General features: G+C 63.9%; 18 protein-coding genes. 9 read left to right on the top strand and 9 right to left on the bottom strand.

Features of this window, described 5'->3' with window-relative positions; translation table 11 throughout:
* The first annotated feature begins 26 nt into the window (after positions 1-26).
* Entirely contained in the window at positions 27-935 is a 909-nt protein-coding gene (locus M729_RS0120545) for a LysR substrate-binding domain-containing protein (RefSeq protein ID WP_027162681.1), read from the top strand.
* 54 nt (positions 936-989) lie between these two features.
* Here the strand turns inward: M729_RS0120545 and M729_RS0120550 are convergent, their stop codons facing one another.
* Positions 990-1,601 carry a TIGR00730 family Rossman fold protein gene (locus tag M729_RS0120550; protein ID WP_027162682.1) on the bottom strand — a complete coding sequence of 204 codons (612 nt, stop codon included), beginning with the start codon at positions 1,599-1,601 and terminating at the stop codon, positions 990-992.
* Positions 1,602-1,726: 125 nt separating this feature from the next.
* Between M729_RS0120550 and M729_RS0120555 the strand changes: the two genes are divergently transcribed.
* The 4 genes from M729_RS0120555 (at position 1,727) to M729_RS0120570 (ending at position 6,140) form a co-directional block, all read left to right on the top strand.
* Positions 1,727-3,178 carry a LysM peptidoglycan-binding domain-containing protein gene (locus M729_RS0120555; protein WP_027162683.1) on the top strand — a complete coding sequence of 484 codons (1,452 nt, stop codon included), beginning with the start codon at positions 1,727-1,729 and terminating at the stop codon, positions 3,176-3,178.
* Between the two features lie 271 nt (positions 3,179-3,449).
* The gene (locus tag M729_RS0120560; protein WP_013532548.1) at positions 3,450-3,782 is read left to right on the top strand and encodes a metalloregulator ArsR/SmtB family transcription factor; all 333 of its coding nucleotides are present in this window, start codon (positions 3,450-3,452) and stop codon (positions 3,780-3,782) included.
* A gap of 21 nt (positions 3,783-3,803) precedes the next feature.
* On the top strand, positions 3,804-5,684 hold the full coding sequence (locus M729_RS0120565) for an ABC transporter ATP-binding protein/permease (RefSeq protein WP_027162684.1): 1,881 nt from the start codon (positions 3,804-3,806) through the stop codon (positions 5,682-5,684).
* Positions 5,685-5,792: 108 nt separating this feature from the next.
* Positions 5,793-6,140, top strand: a complete 348-nt coding sequence (locus M729_RS0120570) for an antibiotic biosynthesis monooxygenase (protein ID WP_027162685.1) — start codon at positions 5,793-5,795, stop codon at positions 6,138-6,140.
* An 8-nt stretch (positions 6,141-6,148) separates the two neighbouring features.
* Here the strand turns inward: M729_RS0120570 and M729_RS0120575 are convergent, their stop codons facing one another.
* The gene (locus M729_RS0120575; RefSeq protein ID WP_027162686.1) at positions 6,149-7,012 is read right to left on the bottom strand and encodes an SMP-30/gluconolactonase/LRE family protein; all 864 of its coding nucleotides are present in this window, start codon (positions 7,010-7,012) and stop codon (positions 6,149-6,151) included.
* A gap of 355 nt (positions 7,013-7,367) precedes the next feature.
* Between M729_RS0120575 and M729_RS0120585 the strand changes: the two genes are divergently transcribed.
* Positions 7,368-8,066: a phosphatidylserine decarboxylase gene (locus M729_RS0120585; RefSeq protein WP_027162687.1), complete on the top strand. Its 699-nt coding sequence runs from the start codon at positions 7,368-7,370 to the stop codon at positions 8,064-8,066.
* A 75-nt stretch (positions 8,067-8,141) separates the two neighbouring features.
* Positions 8,142-8,888, top strand: a complete 747-nt coding sequence (locus tag M729_RS0120590) for a phosphatidylcholine/phosphatidylserine synthase (RefSeq protein ID WP_224621703.1) — start codon at positions 8,142-8,144, stop codon at positions 8,886-8,888.
* A 4-nt stretch (positions 8,889-8,892) separates the two neighbouring features.
* Here M729_RS0120590 and M729_RS0120595 read toward each other — a convergent pair whose 3' ends face one another.
* The 4 genes from M729_RS0120595 to M729_RS0120610 form a co-directional block, all read right to left on the bottom strand.
* Positions 8,893-9,486: a TetR/AcrR family transcriptional regulator gene (locus M729_RS0120595; protein WP_027162688.1), complete on the bottom strand. Its 594-nt coding sequence runs from the start codon at positions 9,484-9,486 to the stop codon at positions 8,893-8,895.
* Positions 9,487-9,595: 109 nt separating this feature from the next.
* Positions 9,596-10,396, bottom strand: a complete 801-nt coding sequence (locus M729_RS0120600; protein WP_027162689.1) for an NAD(P)H-binding protein — start codon at positions 10,394-10,396, stop codon at positions 9,596-9,598.
* 153 nt (positions 10,397-10,549) lie between these two features.
* Positions 10,550-12,772, bottom strand: coding sequence for an AMP-binding protein (locus M729_RS0120605; RefSeq protein ID WP_027162690.1), 2,223 nt, complete (start codon positions 12,770-12,772; stop codon positions 10,550-10,552).
* A gap of 123 nt (positions 12,773-12,895) precedes the next feature.
* Positions 12,896-13,303, bottom strand: coding sequence for a 4-oxalocrotonate tautomerase family protein (locus tag M729_RS0120610; protein WP_013532540.1), 408 nt, complete (start codon positions 13,301-13,303; stop codon positions 12,896-12,898).
* A 114-nt stretch (positions 13,304-13,417) separates the two neighbouring features.
* Here M729_RS0120610 and M729_RS0120615 point away from each other — a divergent pair, with 114 nt between their 5' ends.
* Positions 13,418-14,272, top strand: a complete 855-nt coding sequence (locus M729_RS0120615; RefSeq protein WP_027162691.1) for a LysR substrate-binding domain-containing protein — start codon at positions 13,418-13,420, stop codon at positions 14,270-14,272.
* Positions 14,273-14,435: 163 nt separating this feature from the next.
* Here the strand turns inward: M729_RS0120615 and M729_RS0120620 are convergent, their stop codons facing one another.
* The 3 genes from M729_RS0120620 to M729_RS0120630 all read right to left on the bottom strand — a co-directional run bounded on the left by M729_RS0120620 (position 14,436) and on the right by M729_RS0120630 (position 17,988).
* Positions 14,436-15,344: a DMT family transporter gene (locus M729_RS0120620; RefSeq protein ID WP_027162692.1), complete on the bottom strand. Its 909-nt coding sequence runs from the start codon at positions 15,342-15,344 to the stop codon at positions 14,436-14,438.
* A 60-nt stretch (positions 15,345-15,404) separates the two neighbouring features.
* Positions 15,405-16,292 carry a DMT family transporter gene (locus M729_RS0120625; RefSeq protein WP_027162693.1) on the bottom strand — a complete coding sequence of 296 codons (888 nt, stop codon included), beginning with the start codon at positions 16,290-16,292 and terminating at the stop codon, positions 15,405-15,407.
* A gap of 178 nt (positions 16,293-16,470) precedes the next feature.
* Positions 16,471-17,988 carry an alpha/beta hydrolase gene (locus M729_RS0120630; RefSeq protein ID WP_027162694.1) on the bottom strand — a complete coding sequence of 506 codons (1,518 nt, stop codon included), beginning with the start codon at positions 17,986-17,988 and terminating at the stop codon, positions 16,471-16,473.
* Between the two features lie 217 nt (positions 17,989-18,205).
* On the opposite strand from M729_RS0120630, the gene M729_RS0120635 reads away from it, so the two are divergent.
* Complete coding sequence (locus tag M729_RS0120635; RefSeq protein ID WP_027162695.1) at positions 18,206-18,955, top strand: LuxR family transcriptional regulator; 750 nt, start codon at positions 18,206-18,208, stop codon at positions 18,953-18,955.
* Positions 18,956-19,036: the final 81 nt, after the last annotated feature.

Below are 19,036 nucleotides of genomic sequence, written 5' to 3' on the forward strand. Positions count from 1 at the left end.
AAAAGGACTTGAGCCTTGGAGGAGAAATGTTCGACCTGCGCCAGCTCCGCTATTTCGTCACGGTCGCCGAAACCGGAAATGTCGGGCGCGCAGCCGAAATGCTGCATATTTCCCAATCGCCACTCAGCCGGCAGATCATCCAGGTCGAGGAGCAGTTGGGTGTTTCCCTCTTTGAGAGGTCGAAGCAGCGGGTCCATCTCAACGCCGAGGGCCGCGCCTTCCTCACCGAGGCCCGCGCGCTGCTGTCCAATGCGCGACGTGTGGAGGAGTTCGGCCGCAACCTGGCCAGCGGTGCCGTCGGCCGGCTCGCCATCGGTTATGTCGAAGGGGCCGTTCATGCCGGGCTTGTCGCCGGGATGCTGCGCCAGTTCCGTCGCGACCGGCCGGATTTCCACCTGCAGCTGAGAAGCCTGCGTTCGGCGGCGCAGTTGGAAGGGCTACGGCAGCGGTCGCTGGATCTGGGCTTTGTCTACTCGTCGCCACCCGATGATGATCCGGATGTCGCCGCCATGGCGCTGCGGCATGAGCCGCTGGTGCTGGCGATCCCCGAAGATGACCCACTCGTTGAAGTGCCAGAGATCGGGCCTCACCATCTTGACGGTCGCACCTGGATCACCGTCGTGCGCCAGCCGGACGACACCAATCGCGGCCAGTTCCTTGCCGCCTGCGCCAAAGCCGGCTTCTTGCCCGACATCGCCTATGAGACGGCGGACCCGCTGACCTCGCTCGGCCTTGTCAGCGCGGGTCTCGGCCTGGCGACGGTGCAAGCCAGCCTGCGTGCCGCTGCGCCGCCGCGGATCGTGTTTCGCGACCTCCCGTGGTTCGACCGCACGGTTTCACTCCATCTCGCCTGGCGGCGTCATGACCGGCGCGCGGTGATTGCCGATTTGCGGCAGGCTGCGGCGGAAGAGGGGAGTAGGGGAGTAGGGGAGTAGGCAGGACACTCGAGGCAATTCACATACTGCCTTACTACCCTATTCCTTATCGCCCTACATCTTGTCGATCACCGACTGCACGCCCTCGGTCGGGGCGTCGACGGACGATCCGGCTACCATGATGGCGGCGACGATCGCTTCGGGGTCGTCGACGACCAGCGGCTTGACCCGCTGCGCGGTGTGGATGAAGCCTTCGGCGGCCATGTGATCGAGCAGCGCCAGCATCGGATCCCAAAATCCTCTGACATTGGCGAAGACGATCGGCTTGCGATGATGGCCAAGTTGTCCCCAGGTCATGATCTCGACGATCTCCTCGACCGTGCCGATGCCGCCCGGCAGTGCCACAAAGGCGTCGGATTTCTCGAACATCTTGTGCTTGCGCTCGTGCATGTTGTCGGTGATCAAGAGTTCATCGAGCCGGTCAAGCGCTGTTTCGCTCGCCTCCTTGTTGATCAGGAAGCGCGGAATGATGCCCGTCACCTTGCCGCCGGCCTTGAGCGCGCCTTCGGCGACAGCGCCCATGATGCCTTTGGTGCCGCCGCCATAGACCAGCCGCAATCCCGCTTTGGCAATTGAGCGCCCGAGCAGGTGCCCGGCCTTGATATAGATTTCATCGCGGCCCGGAGACGAGCCGCAATAGACGCAGACGGATCGAATCGTGTTCATGTCGATGATTGGTGATTGGGTCTGAAAGCGCGGTCAAGCCCCAAGGGTTAACAGCCTGGGCTTTTTCTTGTCGGTATTGCTAAAACAGGCTAGACCGGCGTTAGGTGGCTAAGGGGTAGGGAAATATGGCAATTAATCCACTGAAGGCGTTCCTGTTTGCGGCGGGTGGGACCGTTGCGGCCGCGGGAACCGCCTATGTAGCGGGCGCACTCGACCCGTATCTCAATCCCACGCCGCCGGCGCAAGTGGCGGCGCAGACGCCGCCCGCAGCGGCAAAATCGGCTGATCCCGGCACCGAAGCGCGGCTGCCCGCCGCTGAGGTCCCGGCGGCTCCCGCCGCAGTGCCCCAGGCAACGGCACCGGCCGCACCGGCCGCGGACGCGCCGGCTGCGGCCGGTCCGGTCGCACCGTCTTTCGACGTCGTGCGCGTTGAAAGCAATGGCTCGATTGTCGTCGCCGGCAATGCGGCGCCCAACGCCAAGGTCGAAATCCTCAATGGCTCGACGGTGCTTGGCTCGACGGTCGCTGGTCCCGATGGCGCCTTCGTTATCATTCTCGATGATCCGCTGAAGCCCGGCGATTATACGATCGCGCTGCGCGCGACCACCGGTGACGTCGTAACGCCCTCGGTGCAGACCGCCGTCGTTTCGGTTCCCAAGGATGCGGCCGGCCAGGTGCTGGCCATGGTCGAGGAGCCGGGCAAGCCGGCCGAATTGCTGACCGTTCCCGCACCCGAGACAAAGCCGGCTGCTCCGGCCGCCGCGCCGGCTGCTCCCACAGCCGAAGCCCCCGCAACCGCTCCGGCGCCAGCCGCCCCAGCGCCAGCCGTGGTCGACGCGGCACCGGCTCCTGCAGCGCCGGCGACGCCGCCCGCTGCAGGCGTGACCGAGCCCAAGATCGTCGTCGAGGCGGTCGAGATCGACGGCAGCAAGATCTTTGTCGCCGGCCTCGCCGATGCCGGCCGCAAGGTGCGCGCGTATGCCAACGACATCCTGCTCGGTGACGCGCAAACTTCGACGGACGGTCATTTCCTGGTCGAGGCGACGCGCGACATTCCGGTCGGCAGCTACACAATCCATGTCGACGGCCTCGATGCCGACGGTGTGACAGTTGTGGCCCGCGCGGCCGTACCGTTCGAGCGTGAGCCCGGCGAAGCGATCGCCGCCGTGGCACCCTCGGCGCCGAAGCCCGTTCAGCCCAAGCCGGCCGCACCTACCACCGCCGAGGCACCGGCCGCGGCCACGACGCCTGCTCCCGCCACCGAGGCTCCGGCCGTCATGGCGGAGGCGACGCCGCCAAGCGATGTGCCCGAGACGGTGGCGCCCAAGCTTGAACATGCCGACGGCGCCGTCATCATCCGCCGCAACGACACGCTGTGGCGGATCTCGCGGCGCGTCTATGGCCACGGCGTACGCTTCTCGACCATCTACCTCGCCAACCAGGACCAGATCAGTGATCCCGACCGCATCTGGCCGGGCCAGGTGTTCAAGGTCCCGGAAAAGTCGAAGGAAGGCGAAGCCGCCGACCTCAAGGCCATGGGCGAGCAGGCAACGACAGCGCCCGCCAAGACGGAGTAGGGTTTGAGCGCCGACGGTTGAGCGCAATCTCCCCTTGTGGGAGATGCCCGGCAGGGCAGAGGAGGGCGCTGTCTCGCCAGCCTGTCGGCCAAATCCGGTCGAGCTACCTTACGGCTGCTCGTAATGCTTTGATCGTGGAAAGTCGCGATCCTTCGCGCCCCTCTCTGTCCTGCCGGACATCTCTCCCACGAGGGGGAGATTGGCGGTTCCGGCGCTCTGCCCATAGGGTTAGCTTGCCCCGTGCCCGTTCATCGTCTATCGCCGATGAACGATGGCAGAATCCCTGATGGAAACAAACGCATCATGCGGCGGTCCGGACAGCCGTGCGGTCGCCGCCCGACTTGCAGCGCTTTCCCATCCGGCGCGGATCGAAATCCTGAAACACCTATCGACGAGCAGTTCCTGCTGCTGCCGCGAGGTCGTCGACCGCTTAGATCTGGCGCAGTCCACCGTGTCACAACATCTGAAAATACTGGTCGAAGCCGGGCTGGTTCGCTTCGAGCCCGATCGCCAGCGCTCGCGCTATGCGATCGACCATGCCGCGCTCGCCGATGTCTCCGCATCGGTGGCCGCTCTCGTCAATTCCTGCTGCTCCGGCCGCTGAAATAAGAAGAAGGCACAAGAAATGGCCGAAAAAACCGTCTCCGACTCCTCGACTTTCAAGACGCTGCTCAATTTGTGGCCTTACATGTGGCCAGCGGATCGCGCCGATCTGAGAGCCCGGGTCACATGGGCGACGCTGCTGCTGGTCGTCGCCAAGCTGACGCTGGTCGCCGGTCCCTATTTCTTCAAATGGGCGACCGACGCGCTGGCCGGCGACGCCAAATCGGCGCCGCCGCTGCCGAGCTTCCTGCTGGCGCCCGTCATGCTGGTCGTCGCCTACAATGTCGTGCGCCTGGTGCAGCTTGGCTTCAATCAGCTGCGCGACGCGCTGTTTGCCCGCGTCGGCCAATATGCCGTGCGCCAGCTCGCCTTCCGTACTTTCGTTCATATGCACCAACTGTCGCTGCGCTTCCATCTCGAGCGCCGCACCGGCGGCCTGTCGCGCATCATCGAGCGCGGCACCAAGGGCATCGAGACGATCGTGCGCTTCATCATGCTCAACACGGCGCCGACCATCCTCGAATTCGCGCTGACCACGGGCATCTTCGCCTACACCTATGGCTGGAAATATGTGGTCGTCGTCGCGGTCACCGTCTGGGTCTATGTCTGGTTCACGGTCCGCGCCAGCGACTGGCGCATCTCGATCCGCCGCGACATGAACGACAGCGATACCGACGCCAACACCAAGGCAATCGACTCGCTGCTCAACTACGAGACGGTGAAATATTTCAACAATGAGGGCATGGAAGCCGAGCGCTTCGACCGCTCCATGGCACGCTACGAGGTCGCCGCGACGCGCATCTGGACCTCGCTTGGCTGGTTGAATTTCGGGCAGGGCATCATCTTCGGCCTGGGCACCGTCATCGTCATGTGCATGTCGGCGCTCGAAGTGCAGGCCGGCACGCAGACGGTCGGTGACTTCGTCTTCATCAACGCCATGCTGATGCAGCTGTCGGTGCCGCTCAATTTCATCGGCTTCATCTACCGCGAAATCCGCCAGGGGCTCACCGATATCGAGCAGATGTTCGATCTGCTGGATGTGCCGCAGGAGATCGTCGACAAGCCGGATGCCAGGCCAATCGCGGTCAGCGCCGGCAAGGTCGAGTTCCGCGACGTGCACTTCTCCTATGACCCGAACCGGAAGATCCTGAAGGGCATCAGCTTCGAGGTGCCGGCCGGCAAGACCGTCGCCATTGTCGGGCCTTCGGGTGCCGGCAAGTCGACCATCTCGCGGCTTTTGTTCCGCTTCTACGACGTTCAGGGCGGCCAGGTGCTGATCGATGGCCAGGATATCAAGGACGTCACGCAGGAGAGCCTGCGCGGGGCGATCGGCATGGTGCCGCAGGACACCGTGCTGTTCAACGACACCATCGCCTACAACATCCGCTATGGCCGCATCGGTGCCAGCGAGGAGGATATGCGCAAGGCGGCCGAACTCGCTCAGATCGGCCCGTTCATCGAGCGATTGCCTGACGGCTACAAGTCGATGGTCGGCGAACGCGGGCTAAAACTTTCGGGCGGCGAGAAGCAGCGCGTGGCAATCGCCCGCACCATTTTGAAGGCGCCGCCGATCCTGATGCTCGACGAAGCGACCTCGGCGCTCGACAGCCACACCGAACAGGAGATCCAGGCCGCGCTCGATCTGGTCAGCCGTGGCCGCACCACCATCGTCATCGCTCACCGCCTGTCGACGGTGATCACGGCCGATGAGATCATCGTGCTGCAGGACGGCCAGATCGCCGAGCGCGGCACCCATGCCGAGCTGATGCGCAAGCATGGCCTCTACGCCTCGATGTGGGACCGCCAGCGCGAGGCGACCGAGGCCGAAGAGCGGCTGCGCTTGGCTCGCGAAGGCGACGAACTTGGTGTCATCGTCCGCCGGCGCACGTCGGAGGTGAATTGAAGGTTCGGCGTGTGATCTGATTTTTGCGCTTGACCTCAACTTAAGTTGAGATTGTAGGCCGTTCCTGGAGCCCAAAAAACACCATGATCCAGGAACGGAGCAATCGAAATGAGCAAGATAAATCAGACTATTAACGGCGGCAGCGTGTTCAGGGTGGACAAATTCGTCGTCCCGGCCGGCGCCCGCGAGGAGATACTCGCCAAGGTCAGGACAACGCATGAATTGCTGCGCCTGCAGCAGGGCTTCGTGCAGGATTTCCTGCTCGAGCAATTCTCCGGGCCGGGCGAATTCAACCTCGTCACCATCGTCGAATGGGAAAGCCAGGCGGCCGTCGACAATGTCGTGCCGATCGTCAAGGCCGCGCACGAGCGCATCGCCTTCAACCCGCAGGAGACGATCGCCCGGCTCGGCGTTCGCGCCGACATCGCCAACTATCAGAGGGTTCCTGGGTTGTAGCAAGGCTGTTACGGCCAGCCGATGCCAGGTGCCGGCGCTTCGACGCTGAACACCTGGCCGGTGCGGGCGTCGCTGACCATATGCTCGAAGCCGCGCCATTCGGCGGCGAGAATGAACAGCGTTTTCCTGTCGGTGCCGCCCAGCATGCAGGCAAAGCAGCCGCGATCGACAGTCACTGTCTGCAGCACCTCGCCGCCTTCACGCACCCGCACGCAACGCTTGTTGGGAACATCCGCATACCAGGCCGCCCCTTCGGCATCGAGGCAGATGCCGTCGGGATAGCCGTCGAGGTCGGCCCAGACCCTTCGGTTGGCAAGGCTGCCGTCGGCGGCAATGTCGAAGGCGGTCAGCCGATTGGCATGGGATTCCGCGACAATCAGCGTCTTGTTGTCCGGGCTCACTGCCATGCCGTTGGCAAAGGCGATATTTTCCGCCACCTGCCGGACCGCGCCGTCCGGCGTGATCAACACGATGGTGCCGGGGCCGAAATGCTCGCCAGAAGCCGGCGCCGGTCCGCCGCCATTGACATAGGTGTTGCCGCGCCCGTCGACGACGATCTCGTTCCAAGGGCTTTTCGACAGGTCACGCAAATCGGCGCGAGTGACGAGGCTCCCGTCGGCCTCCTGTCGTAGCAGCAGCCCTTCGCGGCCGGAGATGACGAGCAGGCGGCCATCCGGCAGCCAGTCAATGGAGTAGGGCAGGACAGCCGGTACGGTGAGCATGACCTCGCGGTTGCCGTCGGCATCGACGGCGATAATCTCGCCGATGCCCCAGTTGCAAAGCCACAGCCGTCCGTCATGCCAGCGCGGCGACTCGCCGAAAGCGAGACCGGCAGTGATGACACGAGCTTTGTTGCCTGATGATGTCGGCATGATCGAGAACCTCCGCGTTGGGCGCGCTATTGGCCCTTGTGGGCGTGATGAAGCGCTTTCTCACAAGGACGGGCGAGGGGGTGGTCTCCCGACAGCGGTTTATTGCTTTTCGCTGATGAAAAATGTGCCATCGGCATGGCCGTAGGCACCACGCCGGTGGCCTTGGCGCAGCTGAAGGACGGCTTGGCTTGCGCCGTGCTCGGGTTGCGGATCATGGATGGTCGGCTTTGGCGGCAACCGTGCCCACCACCCCTCTGCCAGTTATGTCCAATATGGCCGTGCCGATTGTTGCGTTGCGGCGAGGGGGGCTTTCGGCTATTGAGGCCCCACCTGAAACGGAGCCCGTTTACACCCGATGAGCCTTGTCGATACGGTCAAGAACGCGTTCGTACCGATCCATCGCGAAGGCTATCCCTTCATCGCGGCCTTTGGCGCGGCGACGCTTTTCCTCGGCTATTTCTCCTCGGTCCTGTTCTGGATCGGTCTGATCCTGACGGCCTGGTGCGTTTATTTCTTCCGCGATCCCGAGCGCGTCACGCCGGTCGACGACCGCTTGGTGGTCAGCCCCGCCGACGGCATCATCTCGGCGGTCGGACCCGCCGTGCCGCCGCGCGAACTCGGCCTCGGCAATGCCGAGATGACCCGCATCTCGGTGTTCATGAACGTCTTTTCCTGCCACGTGAACCGCGCCCCGGTGCGCGGCCGTATTGCGAAAATCGAACATCGGCCGGGCAAATTCCTCAATGCGGAACTGGATAAGGCCAGCACCGAGAACGAGCGCAACGGCCTGGTCATCGAGAGCCCCAATGGCACGGTCGCTGCCGTCCAGATCGCCGGCCTGGTGGCGCGGCGCATCGTCTGCTGGGCCGAGGCCGGCGGCTCGATCGGCACTGGCGAGCGTTTTGGCCTGATCCGCTTCGGCTCGCGTGTCGACGTGTTCCTGCCGCTGACCGCCACGCCGCGCGTTGCCGTCGGCCAGACTGCGGTTGGCGGCGAAACCGTGCTGGCCGAATTCGGCGGTGTTGCCGGCACGCCTCTTGTTCGGGTTTCCTGACCGGTGGGCACGCAATACAAAAAGTTCGAGGCCCATGCCAGCGGCGGTCCGCGCATCCGCGAAATCCCGATGCGCATGGTGCTGCCCAATCTGGTCACCGTGCTCGCCATCTGCGCCGGCCTGTCCGGCATCCGCTTCGGCTTCGAAGGTCGCTTCGAGCCGGCGGTGGTGATGGTGCTGCTTGCCGCCTTCCTCGACGGCATCGACGGCCGCTTGGCGCGGATGCTGAAGGCGACCTCGAAATTCGGCGCGCAGATGGATTCGCTAGCCGACATCGTCAATTTCGGCGTCGCCCCGGCTCTGGTGCTCTATGCCTTCCTGCTCGACCGCGCCGGCTCGCCGGGCTGGATCGCGGCACTGCTGTTCGCCATCGCCTGCGGGCTGCGCCTCGCCCGTTTCAACGTGCTCGATGACGAGAAGGCCGATCGCCCGATATGGCAGTCCGAATATTTCGTCGGCGTGCCGGCGCCGGCTGGTGCTGTGCTGGTGATGCTGCCGCTCTATCTCTATTTCCTGCGCACAGGGCTGGAGCCCAGTCGTCCAGCGGCCTTCGTCGCCACCGGCTTTACCATACTGGTCGCCTTCCTGCTGGTCAGCCGGCTGCCGGTCTATTCCGGCAAGAGCCTGAAAATCCCGGGCGACAGGGTGTTGCCGATCATCCTGGGTGTCGTGCTCTACGTACTGCTGCTGATGACCTACCCCTGGTACACGCTGACCGCTTCGGTTGCCGGCTACCTGATCTTCCTGCCGTTCAGTGTGCGCGCCTATTCGAAACGCGCCAAGCTGGAGGGCGAGAAGGTGCCGCCTTCCGATATAGGCTGAGCGGCTAGAGCCGCAGGCCACCGAGCAACAGATCGCTCCAGGCGGAAGCAAAGCGCTCGTCGCTGATGTCGATCGCACGCTCGCCCCAGATCGCTTCGAAGACCCGGAACATGGCGACGCTGCCGACGATGACGGCGGCGACGGCCTCGCTGTCATGCGGGCGCAGCTCGCTCTGGCGCTGACGCTCCCGCAGCCATTCGGCGACGGCGATGTAAGTGCTTTGCATGATCTCGCCACGCGCCGAGGCTTTCAGGTCGGGAAAATGCTCCAGATCCCGCCACAGGATCCGCAGCACGTCACGATTGGCGCCGAGTTTTTCAAGCATGCTTTCCACAAGCCGCCGCGAACCCTCGTCGACGGAAAGCGTCGTCTCGCCAAGTTCGGCCCGGCCCTCCCGTGCGGTGCCGACGAACTGTTCGATCGCGGTGGCAAGCAGATCCTCTTTTGAAGAAAAATGCTTGTAGAGCGCGCCGGAGCCGCGCGACAGGCCTGCCGCCTCCTGAATATCGGGAACGCTCGTCCGGTCGTAGCCGCGCTCGGCAAACAGGCGGATGGCCTCACGCAGGATACGCGCGCGTCCGGTCGATGGCGGCTTCATGGCTGCTCCTGGCTCCGCGGGCACGGTGAAGGGGATTGGCGATCGGACGCCAACATCCGGCGGACAATCGGAAATGACCCGCGCCGGTGCGTGCAGCGCCGCTGACCGGTCACTGCAGGCGCCCGCCTTGTTCGCAAAGCCACGCCTTCCAACTTCTTTCGCCAAGCCGTTCGACGGTTCCGACCAGACCCATCTTGAGGCTCATCCTGCGGCCGATCGGCAGCGGCAGGACGAGACGCCTCAGCCCAAGCGCGTCGCGGTATTGCCGCGCGAAATCCGAGAAAGGCATCGTGTCCGGACCGCCGATTGCCGGGCGCACGCCGCGTTTCCCGTCGCTGACGGCTTCGGCCAGATACATGGCCACGTCGCGTGTATCCACCGGATTTGAGGGCGAGGTCGGCAGCGGCCAGATCGGCAGCAATTTCAGCCCGCCGAGCATCTGCGCCAGAAGGTAATAGAATGGCGTCGCCGCGATGACGGACCATGGGAGCGAGGATTTTCGCACTAGCCGCTCGCCCGCAAGTTTCACGCGGGAATAGGGCAAGGTACTGAATTCGAGGCCGACGATGGACACGAAGATAAAGTGCGAGACGCCCCTGCGTTCCGCAGCGGCGAGCAGATGACGCGTGCCGTCGACATCGACGCTGGAAGGGCTCGAAAAGAAATCGACCAGCCTCATGCCACGCTTGGCGATCGGCGAGAGCGTCGCGGCATGAATGACGGTATCGACGCCGCGCAGCGCCTCATCGACGCCGTATCCGGTCGCGAGATCGCCCATTGCCCATTCAACGGAATTGTCTTGCTCAGTCTTTCGGGCAAGTAATCGGACGCTGTGGCCCGCTTCGGTCAATGCAGGTGCGAGATCGCGGCCCAGGTGCCCGGTTCCTCCGGTGACAAGGATTTTTGCCATTCGAAACCTCCTCATGCCAGCACATGGTTGGTAAGTGAATGATCACTCACCAATAAAACGCCGATAGGGCAAAAGCGTGGCAGCGGCGCTTATTCGCGCCTCTTTGGGAGGTTGCTCCGAGGAGGGCGGCTTTTCTTTCGAGATGGAACGAGCCTACGCCGCGACGCCGAGCCCCAGCCTGTCGATCGCCAGCTTTCGGGTCGAGACATAGTCGGTCTTGCCCGAACCCAGCACCGGGATTTCCTCGACCTTGACGATGTCGTTGGGCACCATCAGTTCGGCGGCGCCGGCTTGTTTGCCGAATCTGCGCAACTCGTCGGGATTGGCGTCGTCGGCGGTGGTGACCAGCACAATGCGCTCGCCGCGCCTCTTGTCCGGCACCGCTACCGCCGCATGGCGTTCTTCCGGCCACAACGACTGCACCAGCATCTCGACAGCACCCAGCGACACCATCTCGCCGGCGATCTTGGCGAAGCGCTTGGCGCGGCCGCGAATGGTGATGAAGCCTTCGCGGTCGACAGCGACGATGTCGCCGGTGTCGTGCCAGCCCGTCAGCGGCTGCAATTCACCGGGGCGGTCCGCGGTCATGTAGCCCATCATCAGGTTCGGTCCGTCGAGCCACAATTGGCCGGCATCGGAAATGCCTTCGATCGGCTCAAGCTTCATGCGCATGGCCGGCAGCAGCCGCCCGACGGTACCGTCGCGGCCATGGATTGCCGTGTTGACGGCAACCACCGGTGCCGCCTCTGTCAGCCCGAACCCTTCGATGATCTCGGCCTGGAAGCGTTCGCGATAGACACGGCGGGTTTCCGGCTTCACCGCCTCGGCGCCGGCAACGACGAAGCGCAGGCTGGAAAAATCGCCGTCCTTGGCGGTACGCGCATAGTTGGCGAGGAACGTGTCGGTGCCGAACATAATGGTCGGTTTCACCTTGCGCGCAACCTCGGGGATGATCTTGTAGTGCAGCGGCGAGGGGTAGAGGAACAGTTTTACCCCGGTGACCAGCGGCAGGATGGTGCCGCCCGTCAGGCCGAACGAATGGAACACCGGCAGCACGTTGAGCAGGATGTCGGCGGGCGAGATGGTGATGCGCGCCTCAGCCTGCATGGCGTTGGCGTAAAGGTTCTTGTGCGACAGCACGACTGCCTTCGGCGTGCCTTCCGAGCCCGAGGTGAACAGGATCACCGCCGGCTTGGCCGCGTCCTGTCGCTGCAGCGGCCAGCGCCACAGCAAGGCGGCGGCAAGCTTGTCCAGCGCGGTGACGCTCTCCCGCACATCCTCGAGCCAGAGAAGCCTGGCGCCGCCCTTTTCGACCGCCGCGACGATATCGGCAAGGTCGGCCTTCTCGACGAACGCGCGGGACGAAATCACGGTCCTTATCACCGCCGTGCGCACGGCCGCGGTGACGCTCGCCGGCCCGGCCGTGTAGTTGATCATCGCCGCCACCCGGCCGGCCGACAGAAGGCCGGTGAGCGACAGCACGACGCCATTGGCATTGGGCAGCATCACGCCGACTGCCTCGCCCGGAGCCGTTACCGCCTCGAAGCGCCTGCCCAGGACGCGGGCGCCGATGAACAGCTTGCGGTAGCTCAGCGCGCCGGAGATCACGTCCTCGATGATGATATGCGAAGCGCCGACGCGGTCGGCGGCATCGCGCATGGCCAGGAACAGGCCACGATCGAGGTTGGTGCCGAAGAGCCGCGCCTCGGCGACACGGTCGAACAGCGCGTTGGTGTTCGAGGCCTGCTCGGGGTTGCGCGCCACCAGCTCAGTGATGGTCATCGGCTCCAGCACGCTGATCGACAGTTGCGGAAACCAGTGTCGTGGCGCCTTGTCCGCAGGCGTCAGCGACACCGGCAGGCTGCGCGCGCCGCCGACGAAGATCGGCACGATTTCGGCATCGGCCTGCATGGCGATGCGGGTGACGGCACGAAACAACCGAAACGTCTTGACGTCGGGCTCGACTGCATCCGGCAGATAGACAGCGAGCCGGCCCTTGCCCTTCAGCACCCGCACCAGCCGGCGGCTGACGAAGACATGTTCGGCGTTGAAGGCGATGGTACGGCCAAGCTCGCGCCAAGGTTCTAGCCACGGCGAGCGCGCCGAGACCTCATCGAGAATATGCAGCGTGTCTTCCGGCAGCAGCGACAGCATCAGCGCCGGCTCGAAGCGCGATTGATGCGAGATGACGTAGATGACTGGGGCCTGCGCCTTGCGGGCGATCCTGATGCGGCTGTCTCCGATCCGGTAGGCAAGCTTGAACGGGACATAGAGCAGCGCCTGGGTGAAGCGTAGGCCGAGGCGGAATTTTTCCGCCACGCCAATCAGGAGCCAGGCCAGAACAAGACCCGCAAGCAGCGCCAGTGTCAGGATCATGCCGCGTCTCTCCCAACGTTTTTAGCATCTCGGCTCTTTGCGGCCGTGTCGGCCAGAACCTAGACGATGTGGGAGCAAGGTCAATGCGGAGCTTTTGCTTCCCTTGGTGCGGGAAGCTGCTTCTCACGCCGCCTGCAGCCGTCCACTGATGAAACGAAATTCCTGCGTCTTGCCGCCATAGCCGTAAGCGGCTGCCGGCACTTCATGCACGAAGGCGTAGCTCTCCTCGTGCACGCCGCCCAGCAGACGGCCGAAGGCTGCGAAGATCGCCTTCAGATAGGCCTCCAGCTCAAGCTTGGTGTTGGTGCCGTCGACCACCTTGATATCAAGCCAGAACGTGTTGGTGCCGTGCTCGGCCAGCGACTTGCCGCCGGCGAACCAGTGCTGCGGATCGACATAGGACACGGCAACTGCCGTGATCGTCGGGTCCTTGCGCAGCTGCGTCGCGGTGATTTCTGTGGCCTCCTTTGCGATGCGAGCGGAAAGCGCCGCGTCAGGTTTGCCGGTGACGCTGATGTTGATGATAGGCATTCTTCTTCTCCTTGGCTTGAGCGGCGTCCGATCGCCGTTGAAACAACCCATGCCACCACCTTTTAGTCAAAAAAATCGAATTGTTTTTAACCCATACTTCGATATTATCGAAGTATGGAAACACTGGATCCCGATCTGCTCCGAACCTTCCTTGCTTTCGTCGACAGCGGCTCGCTGGCCCGGGCGGCTGCAAGCATTGGCCGCTCGCCCTCGGCGGTGACCGCCCAGATGCAGCGGCTGGAGGAAATCGTCGGCGAGCCGCTGCTGGCGCCGCAGGGGCGAGGACGTGGTCTGACGCCGGCGGGTGAGGATCTCGTCGGCCACGCCAAGCGCATTCTTGCCGCCCATCGCGAGGCTTGGCTGGCGCTGAAGGGCGCCCGCGCTGCCGGGCGCGTTGCCATCGGCACGACGCAGGATTTTGCCGACAGCGGCCTGCCGGATCTGCTGCGTGCTTTCGCCGGCAGCCATCCGCGCGTCAGGATCGAACTGCGGGTCGGCCGTTCCGCTGAGTTGGCGCAGGCGCTGCAGTCTGGCGGTCTCGATCTGGCGATCGTCATGCGCCAGACGGCAGCGCCGGACGAAGTCGGCGTGCTGCGCGAGCCGATGATATGGCTATGCTCACAAAAGGGGCTGGCCACGCGGCAGGAGGAACTGCCGCTGGCGCTGCTCGATCCATATTGCGGTTTTCGCGAAGCGGCACTTGCCGCACTCGATGCCGCCGGCCGCCGCTACCGCATTGCTGCCGGCAGCGCCAGTCTGGCCGGCCTGCGCACAGCCGTGAACGCCGGTGTCGCACTGACGCTGCGAACGGCTCGCTTTGCCCATTCCGGGATTGTCGAGGCGCCGCGCCAGCTTGGCCTGCCACAGGTGCCTTTGGCTGAGTTCGCCATCCGGCTGCGCGCCGGTGCCGATGGATCGGCAGCCGATCTGGCGACCCTGCTCAGCGGTAACCTTGCCTTGTCGGGCTGAATGCCCAACGAACCCGACCTTGCGGTCCCAAGTGGCAAAGAAAAAGCCGACCTTACGGTCGGCTTGGAGTAGGACGGGCCGAGGGGTTTGGGGGGACTTGGGGATGGCCCGTCGCAGCAATAATGCCTGACCCGGATGATGGTTCCATGACTGTGTCACTTTTTTAAGAAATATTTGACGCCATGCGTTGCGAGCGCGCCATCAGCCAATCCCGCCCCGCATGGGCGAACACTGCGGTGAGCACGACGGCGCCGCCGATCATGCTGGCGGTTGGTGCAATCTCGCCCAGGAACAGGAAAGCAAACAGGATCGCGAACGGCACTTCGGCCGAACCGAGAAGCCCGGATTCGGCCGGCGGGATGAGCCGTGCGCCCTCCGTCCACAGGATCGAGGACAGCGCGAAGGACGCGCCGAAAGTGGCGAGCAGAACGGCATCTCTCGGCGAAACCGCCAGCGGATCGGTGACGAACCAACCGAGCACGAACAACAGGAATGCCGACACCGCACCGGCCCACACCACGGGCGTGTCGCGGAAGGCGCGTACCATGATCATGTAAAGGCCGCTGCCGATGGTCATTAGCAGTGCCAGTCCGTCGCCGAACAGATTGCCGGTGCCGAAGCCGGACCAGACCATGATCGCCACGCCGCACAGCGACACTGCGGCGGCGACCATCGTCTGCAACCGGAAGGGTTCGCGCGTCAGAACCCAGGCCAGCAGCGCCGTGACGAAAGGTGCTGTGGCATAGATGACAGCGACATTGGCGACGAAGGTGAACTTGAACGCCGAGATGAAAGCGATGCTGGCCAGCGCGCCTTCCACCGCCAGCAGCCAGCCGCGCCAGCCAAGCCGCAGGGTCTCACGCCCACCAGAACGGTGACGCCGCCACAGCACATAGAAGCTGATCAGGATCGCGCCGACAAAGCCGCGCCAGCAGATGATGGTCAACGGGTCGGCGTGGATTGATTTCGTCAGCACGCCCGTCAGGCCGAAGACGGCGGCTGAGGACGACACCAGGATGATGCCGAGTGTCCGCTCCGCGGCGGTGTCGGTGGTCGCCGCAATCTCAGTCATGCCGCCAGCCTACGCCGCTTGATCCTGACATCGTAGTGTCAGCAATGATGGCGATCCACATCATAGCCGTTTGCGGAAATGCTCGGTGCCGACGATCAGTAGGCCGGCGGCGACGATCAGCGCGGCACCCAGGAAGACTTCGCGGCGCGGCACGTCGCCCCAGATTGCAAAGCCGAGTGCGAATGCCCACAACAGCGAGGTGTATTCCAGCGGCGCGAGAACCGAGGCCGGCGTGCGCTTCATGCCTTCGAAGAGAAGATACTGCGCCAGGCCGCCGAGTGCGCCGACGCTGGCAAGCAGCAGCAATTGCGCCAGGTTTGGCGTCTGCCACCAGAGCAGCGCCGGCACCGCCGAAAACAGCAGGAAATAGAAATTGTTGAGCAGGAGCTGGATCATCGAGCGCTCGGCAAGGGCGGTCCTGCGCAATAGCACGATGGCGATGCCCCACAAGAAGGCGGCCGCCAGCACCAGCAGCACCGGCACGGACAGGCCGAGATGGGTCGGATCGCAAGCGATGAACACGCCGGCAAAGCCGATCAGCACCGCCAGCCAGCGCAGCATCGGCACCTTTTCGCCGAGCAGGAACACCGAAAGCACGGTGACGATGATCGGGGCCGCGTAATAAACGGTGGTCAGTTCGGCGAGCTGCAGGCTGCGCGCGGCGTTGTAGTAGCAGAGCCACGCAGCAAGCGTGAAGGCACTGCGCACCAGCATCGGCCGCACGATGGGCGAGCGCATCGTGTCGGCAAACAGCTGTCGTCCGCCGATCGCCGCGCACGCGCCCAGAATGGTGATGCTGCGGAAGAACATGATCTGCCAGACGCTCAGGCCGACGACCAGCAGCTTGATCGAAGCATCCTGTGTCGAAAACAGCAGATAGGCCGCACCGGTCAGCAGGATGCCTGCAAGAACCCGCTCGCGTGTTTCGAGAATGGCGATATCGGCCATAAGGCGCGTGGGACCAAATTTGCCGGAGCGGCAGAAATGCTGTGAGGAGCGACACAAGGGAGCCGTGAATTCAACTCCCTTGGTACCAAGCTATACGGGCGAAAACCCCTGCGGCGCTACGCCAGCCCGGTGCTTATATTGGGGCACGGGTCTTTGCCGAACTGCACTGTCGCCAAGCCTACTGCGTCGCCTGGTAAAGTTCCGAAGCGGCTTCTTTCAGCGCGCGCCGGCCGTCGGACCTGAAATACATCATGTGCCCGCCCTCGACGACATCGAGACGGATGGGCTTGGCATTGGCGAGCGACGGGATCTGGCTCACCAGGTAGCGCGAGGCGAGGTAAGGTGTCACCAGATCGGTGTAGCCGTTGACGATCACGACGCCGAGCGAAGGGTTCAGCGAGCGTGCGCGCTGCAGATCGTCCATCACCCCGGCATAGCCTTGCCGCGAGGCGCCGGTCCCGTAATCCCAATTGTGGCTGATTTCGCCATTGAGCAGCCGATAGCTGACATCGGTGCGAAAATGCAGTTCGTCGCTGATATAGCCGACGAATGCCGACGTCAGCGCCGGCACGCTGCGGTCGAGCACCGGATCCGGGCCGGCGATGCGGGCGCTCTCGGGCGCGATGTCGGCCGTGCCGATCGTGGCGTCATAGGGGCTGAGCACCTTGCCGCTGGCGCGGGAGAACTCCCTTGCGAACAGGCCGGTGGGGATGCGGGCGGAGTTCCGCTGCACCAGATCGAGCGGCAGGCCGGTGATGTCAGCCACGCGTTGGCTGGCCAGCCGCCTGCCTTGCTCCAGTCCGCTGGTGATTGCCGTGAGGTAATCGCCCATCGCATAATGTTCGACGTCTGCCAGCTTCTCCCGCAACGCGTCGCCGCTGACGCCTTCGGCGCGCAGGCGCACCGCCGCCAGTGAAGGCAGTTCGAGCGCCCAATGCAGCGGCTCGAATTCGTCGGGCTGCACCAGCGTGAACTCCAGCGCCGGGGAGATCAGCACGATGCCGTTCGGACTGATGCCGATATCTTCCTGTAACGTCCTGGCGAGCAGCGCTGCGCGGAACCCGCCATAGCTTTCGCCGGCGAGGAACAGTGGCGACCCGGTGCGGCCGTTCTGTGCGAGATAGAGCCGGATGAAGGCGCCTATCGAGCTGGCATCCTGGTTTACGCCCCAGAAATCGCGCGTGTCCTGACCCGGTGCCTCGCGGCTATAGCCTGTTCCCACCGGATCGACGAAGACGAGATCGGTCATGTCGAGCCAGCTGTCCGGATTGTCGATCAGTCTTTGCGGTGACGGCAGGAATTCGCCGTCGGCTCCCGTCGCGATTATCCGTGGACCGAGTGCGCCGATATGCAGATAGGCGGACGCTGCTCCAGGGCCGCCGTTGAACACGAAGGTGATCGGCCGCTGCTGGTCTTTGGCCCCGCTTGCCGGCGGCTCCAGTGTGTAGGCGACGTAGAAGATCTCCGCCGTGACGTCGCCCTTGCCCGATAGCAGCGACAGGGTCGCCGCCTTTGCCTGGTAATCCAGCTTGCGCCCGGCCAGCGTGATCGAATGGTTGGTGGTCTGCGGCGGCGGCAGCAGGGATAGCACGCCGCCCGAGGGCGCCGGCCGCTCCGCCGTTTCAGCCAGGACGGGCTGCGCCAGGACGGCAAGCATCGGCAGGATAAGGCAGATCAGTTTCAATTTGACCGGCATGATGGCTCCGCGACAACGACTCCCGCATAGGTATGGCCGAGAGGGTCAAAGTCAAAGGAAATGGCTGATTTGAACTTGCAACGGCTTGCGCTAGAGCCGGATGATTTCAGGTCGATCGACCTGAAATCTGAATCCGGCTCTAAATCAAACAGATGGAGCATGATGCCGTCCGAAAACCGCTTCACACTTTTCGGCATCATGCCTAGTATGAATTGGAATGCAGTCGAACCTTTCCCTCGATCAGTTTGGGCGCTGGAGCGGCGGTGTCGCCGCTGCGGCCGTTGCCGTGACACCCGAAGAATTGTCGGCTCGCTTCACGGCAGCGGCGAGCGAGTTGCTTGGCTCCGACCGCGCCTATGTCGGCTTTTACCGTCGCGACATCACATCCCTGACCATCGACGATGCCGGTCCCGATCGCTGGAACCGCGACTACGATGCACGACTGTATCGCCACGATCCCTTCTTCCAGAGGTTCGCCAGCACAAGGCAGGATTTCCTGTTGCCGCTGTCGGCACTCCGCAATGGCGACTTCCAGCGGACTCCCTACTATCGCGAATTCTTCGGCCCTTCCGACAGTTTCGACGAGATCACCGGCGTGTTCAATCTCGACCGGCTGACCGCTGGCTATGTCACTTTTCTCAGGCGAAACGGGGCAGAACCGTTTGGCGAGCAGGATCTGGCGACGGCTTGCGCGGCAAGCAGCGCGACAAGGCTCATTTTGGAAAGATTGCTCCATCTGTGCCGCTTCCGGCACAAGGGCGCCGCAATCGGTGACGCTCGCTCGCGGCTGAGCAGGCGCGAGACCGAGATTGCGCGACATCTGGTCGATGGTGGCAACGCCAAGACGATTTCGCGATGCCTCGCCATCTCGCCCGGGACCGTCCGCAACCACATCAAGCAGATCTATCGCAAGCTCGGCGTGCACTCCCAGGTCGAGTTGCTGGCGGCCATCCGCGAAGCCGCTTGAGCCTGACGGCTTCCGCCCGGCTCTGTCTTTTTGCTTTGACGCAATTCCCAAGGGAAAGCGCTACGCGCTTTTCCCGGGAAA

Origin of the sequence: Mesorhizobium sp. WSM1293, assembly GCF_000513875.1 — a bacterium.
GTDB classification, from domain to species: Bacteria; Pseudomonadota; Alphaproteobacteria; order Rhizobiales; family Rhizobiaceae; genus Mesorhizobium; species Mesorhizobium ciceri.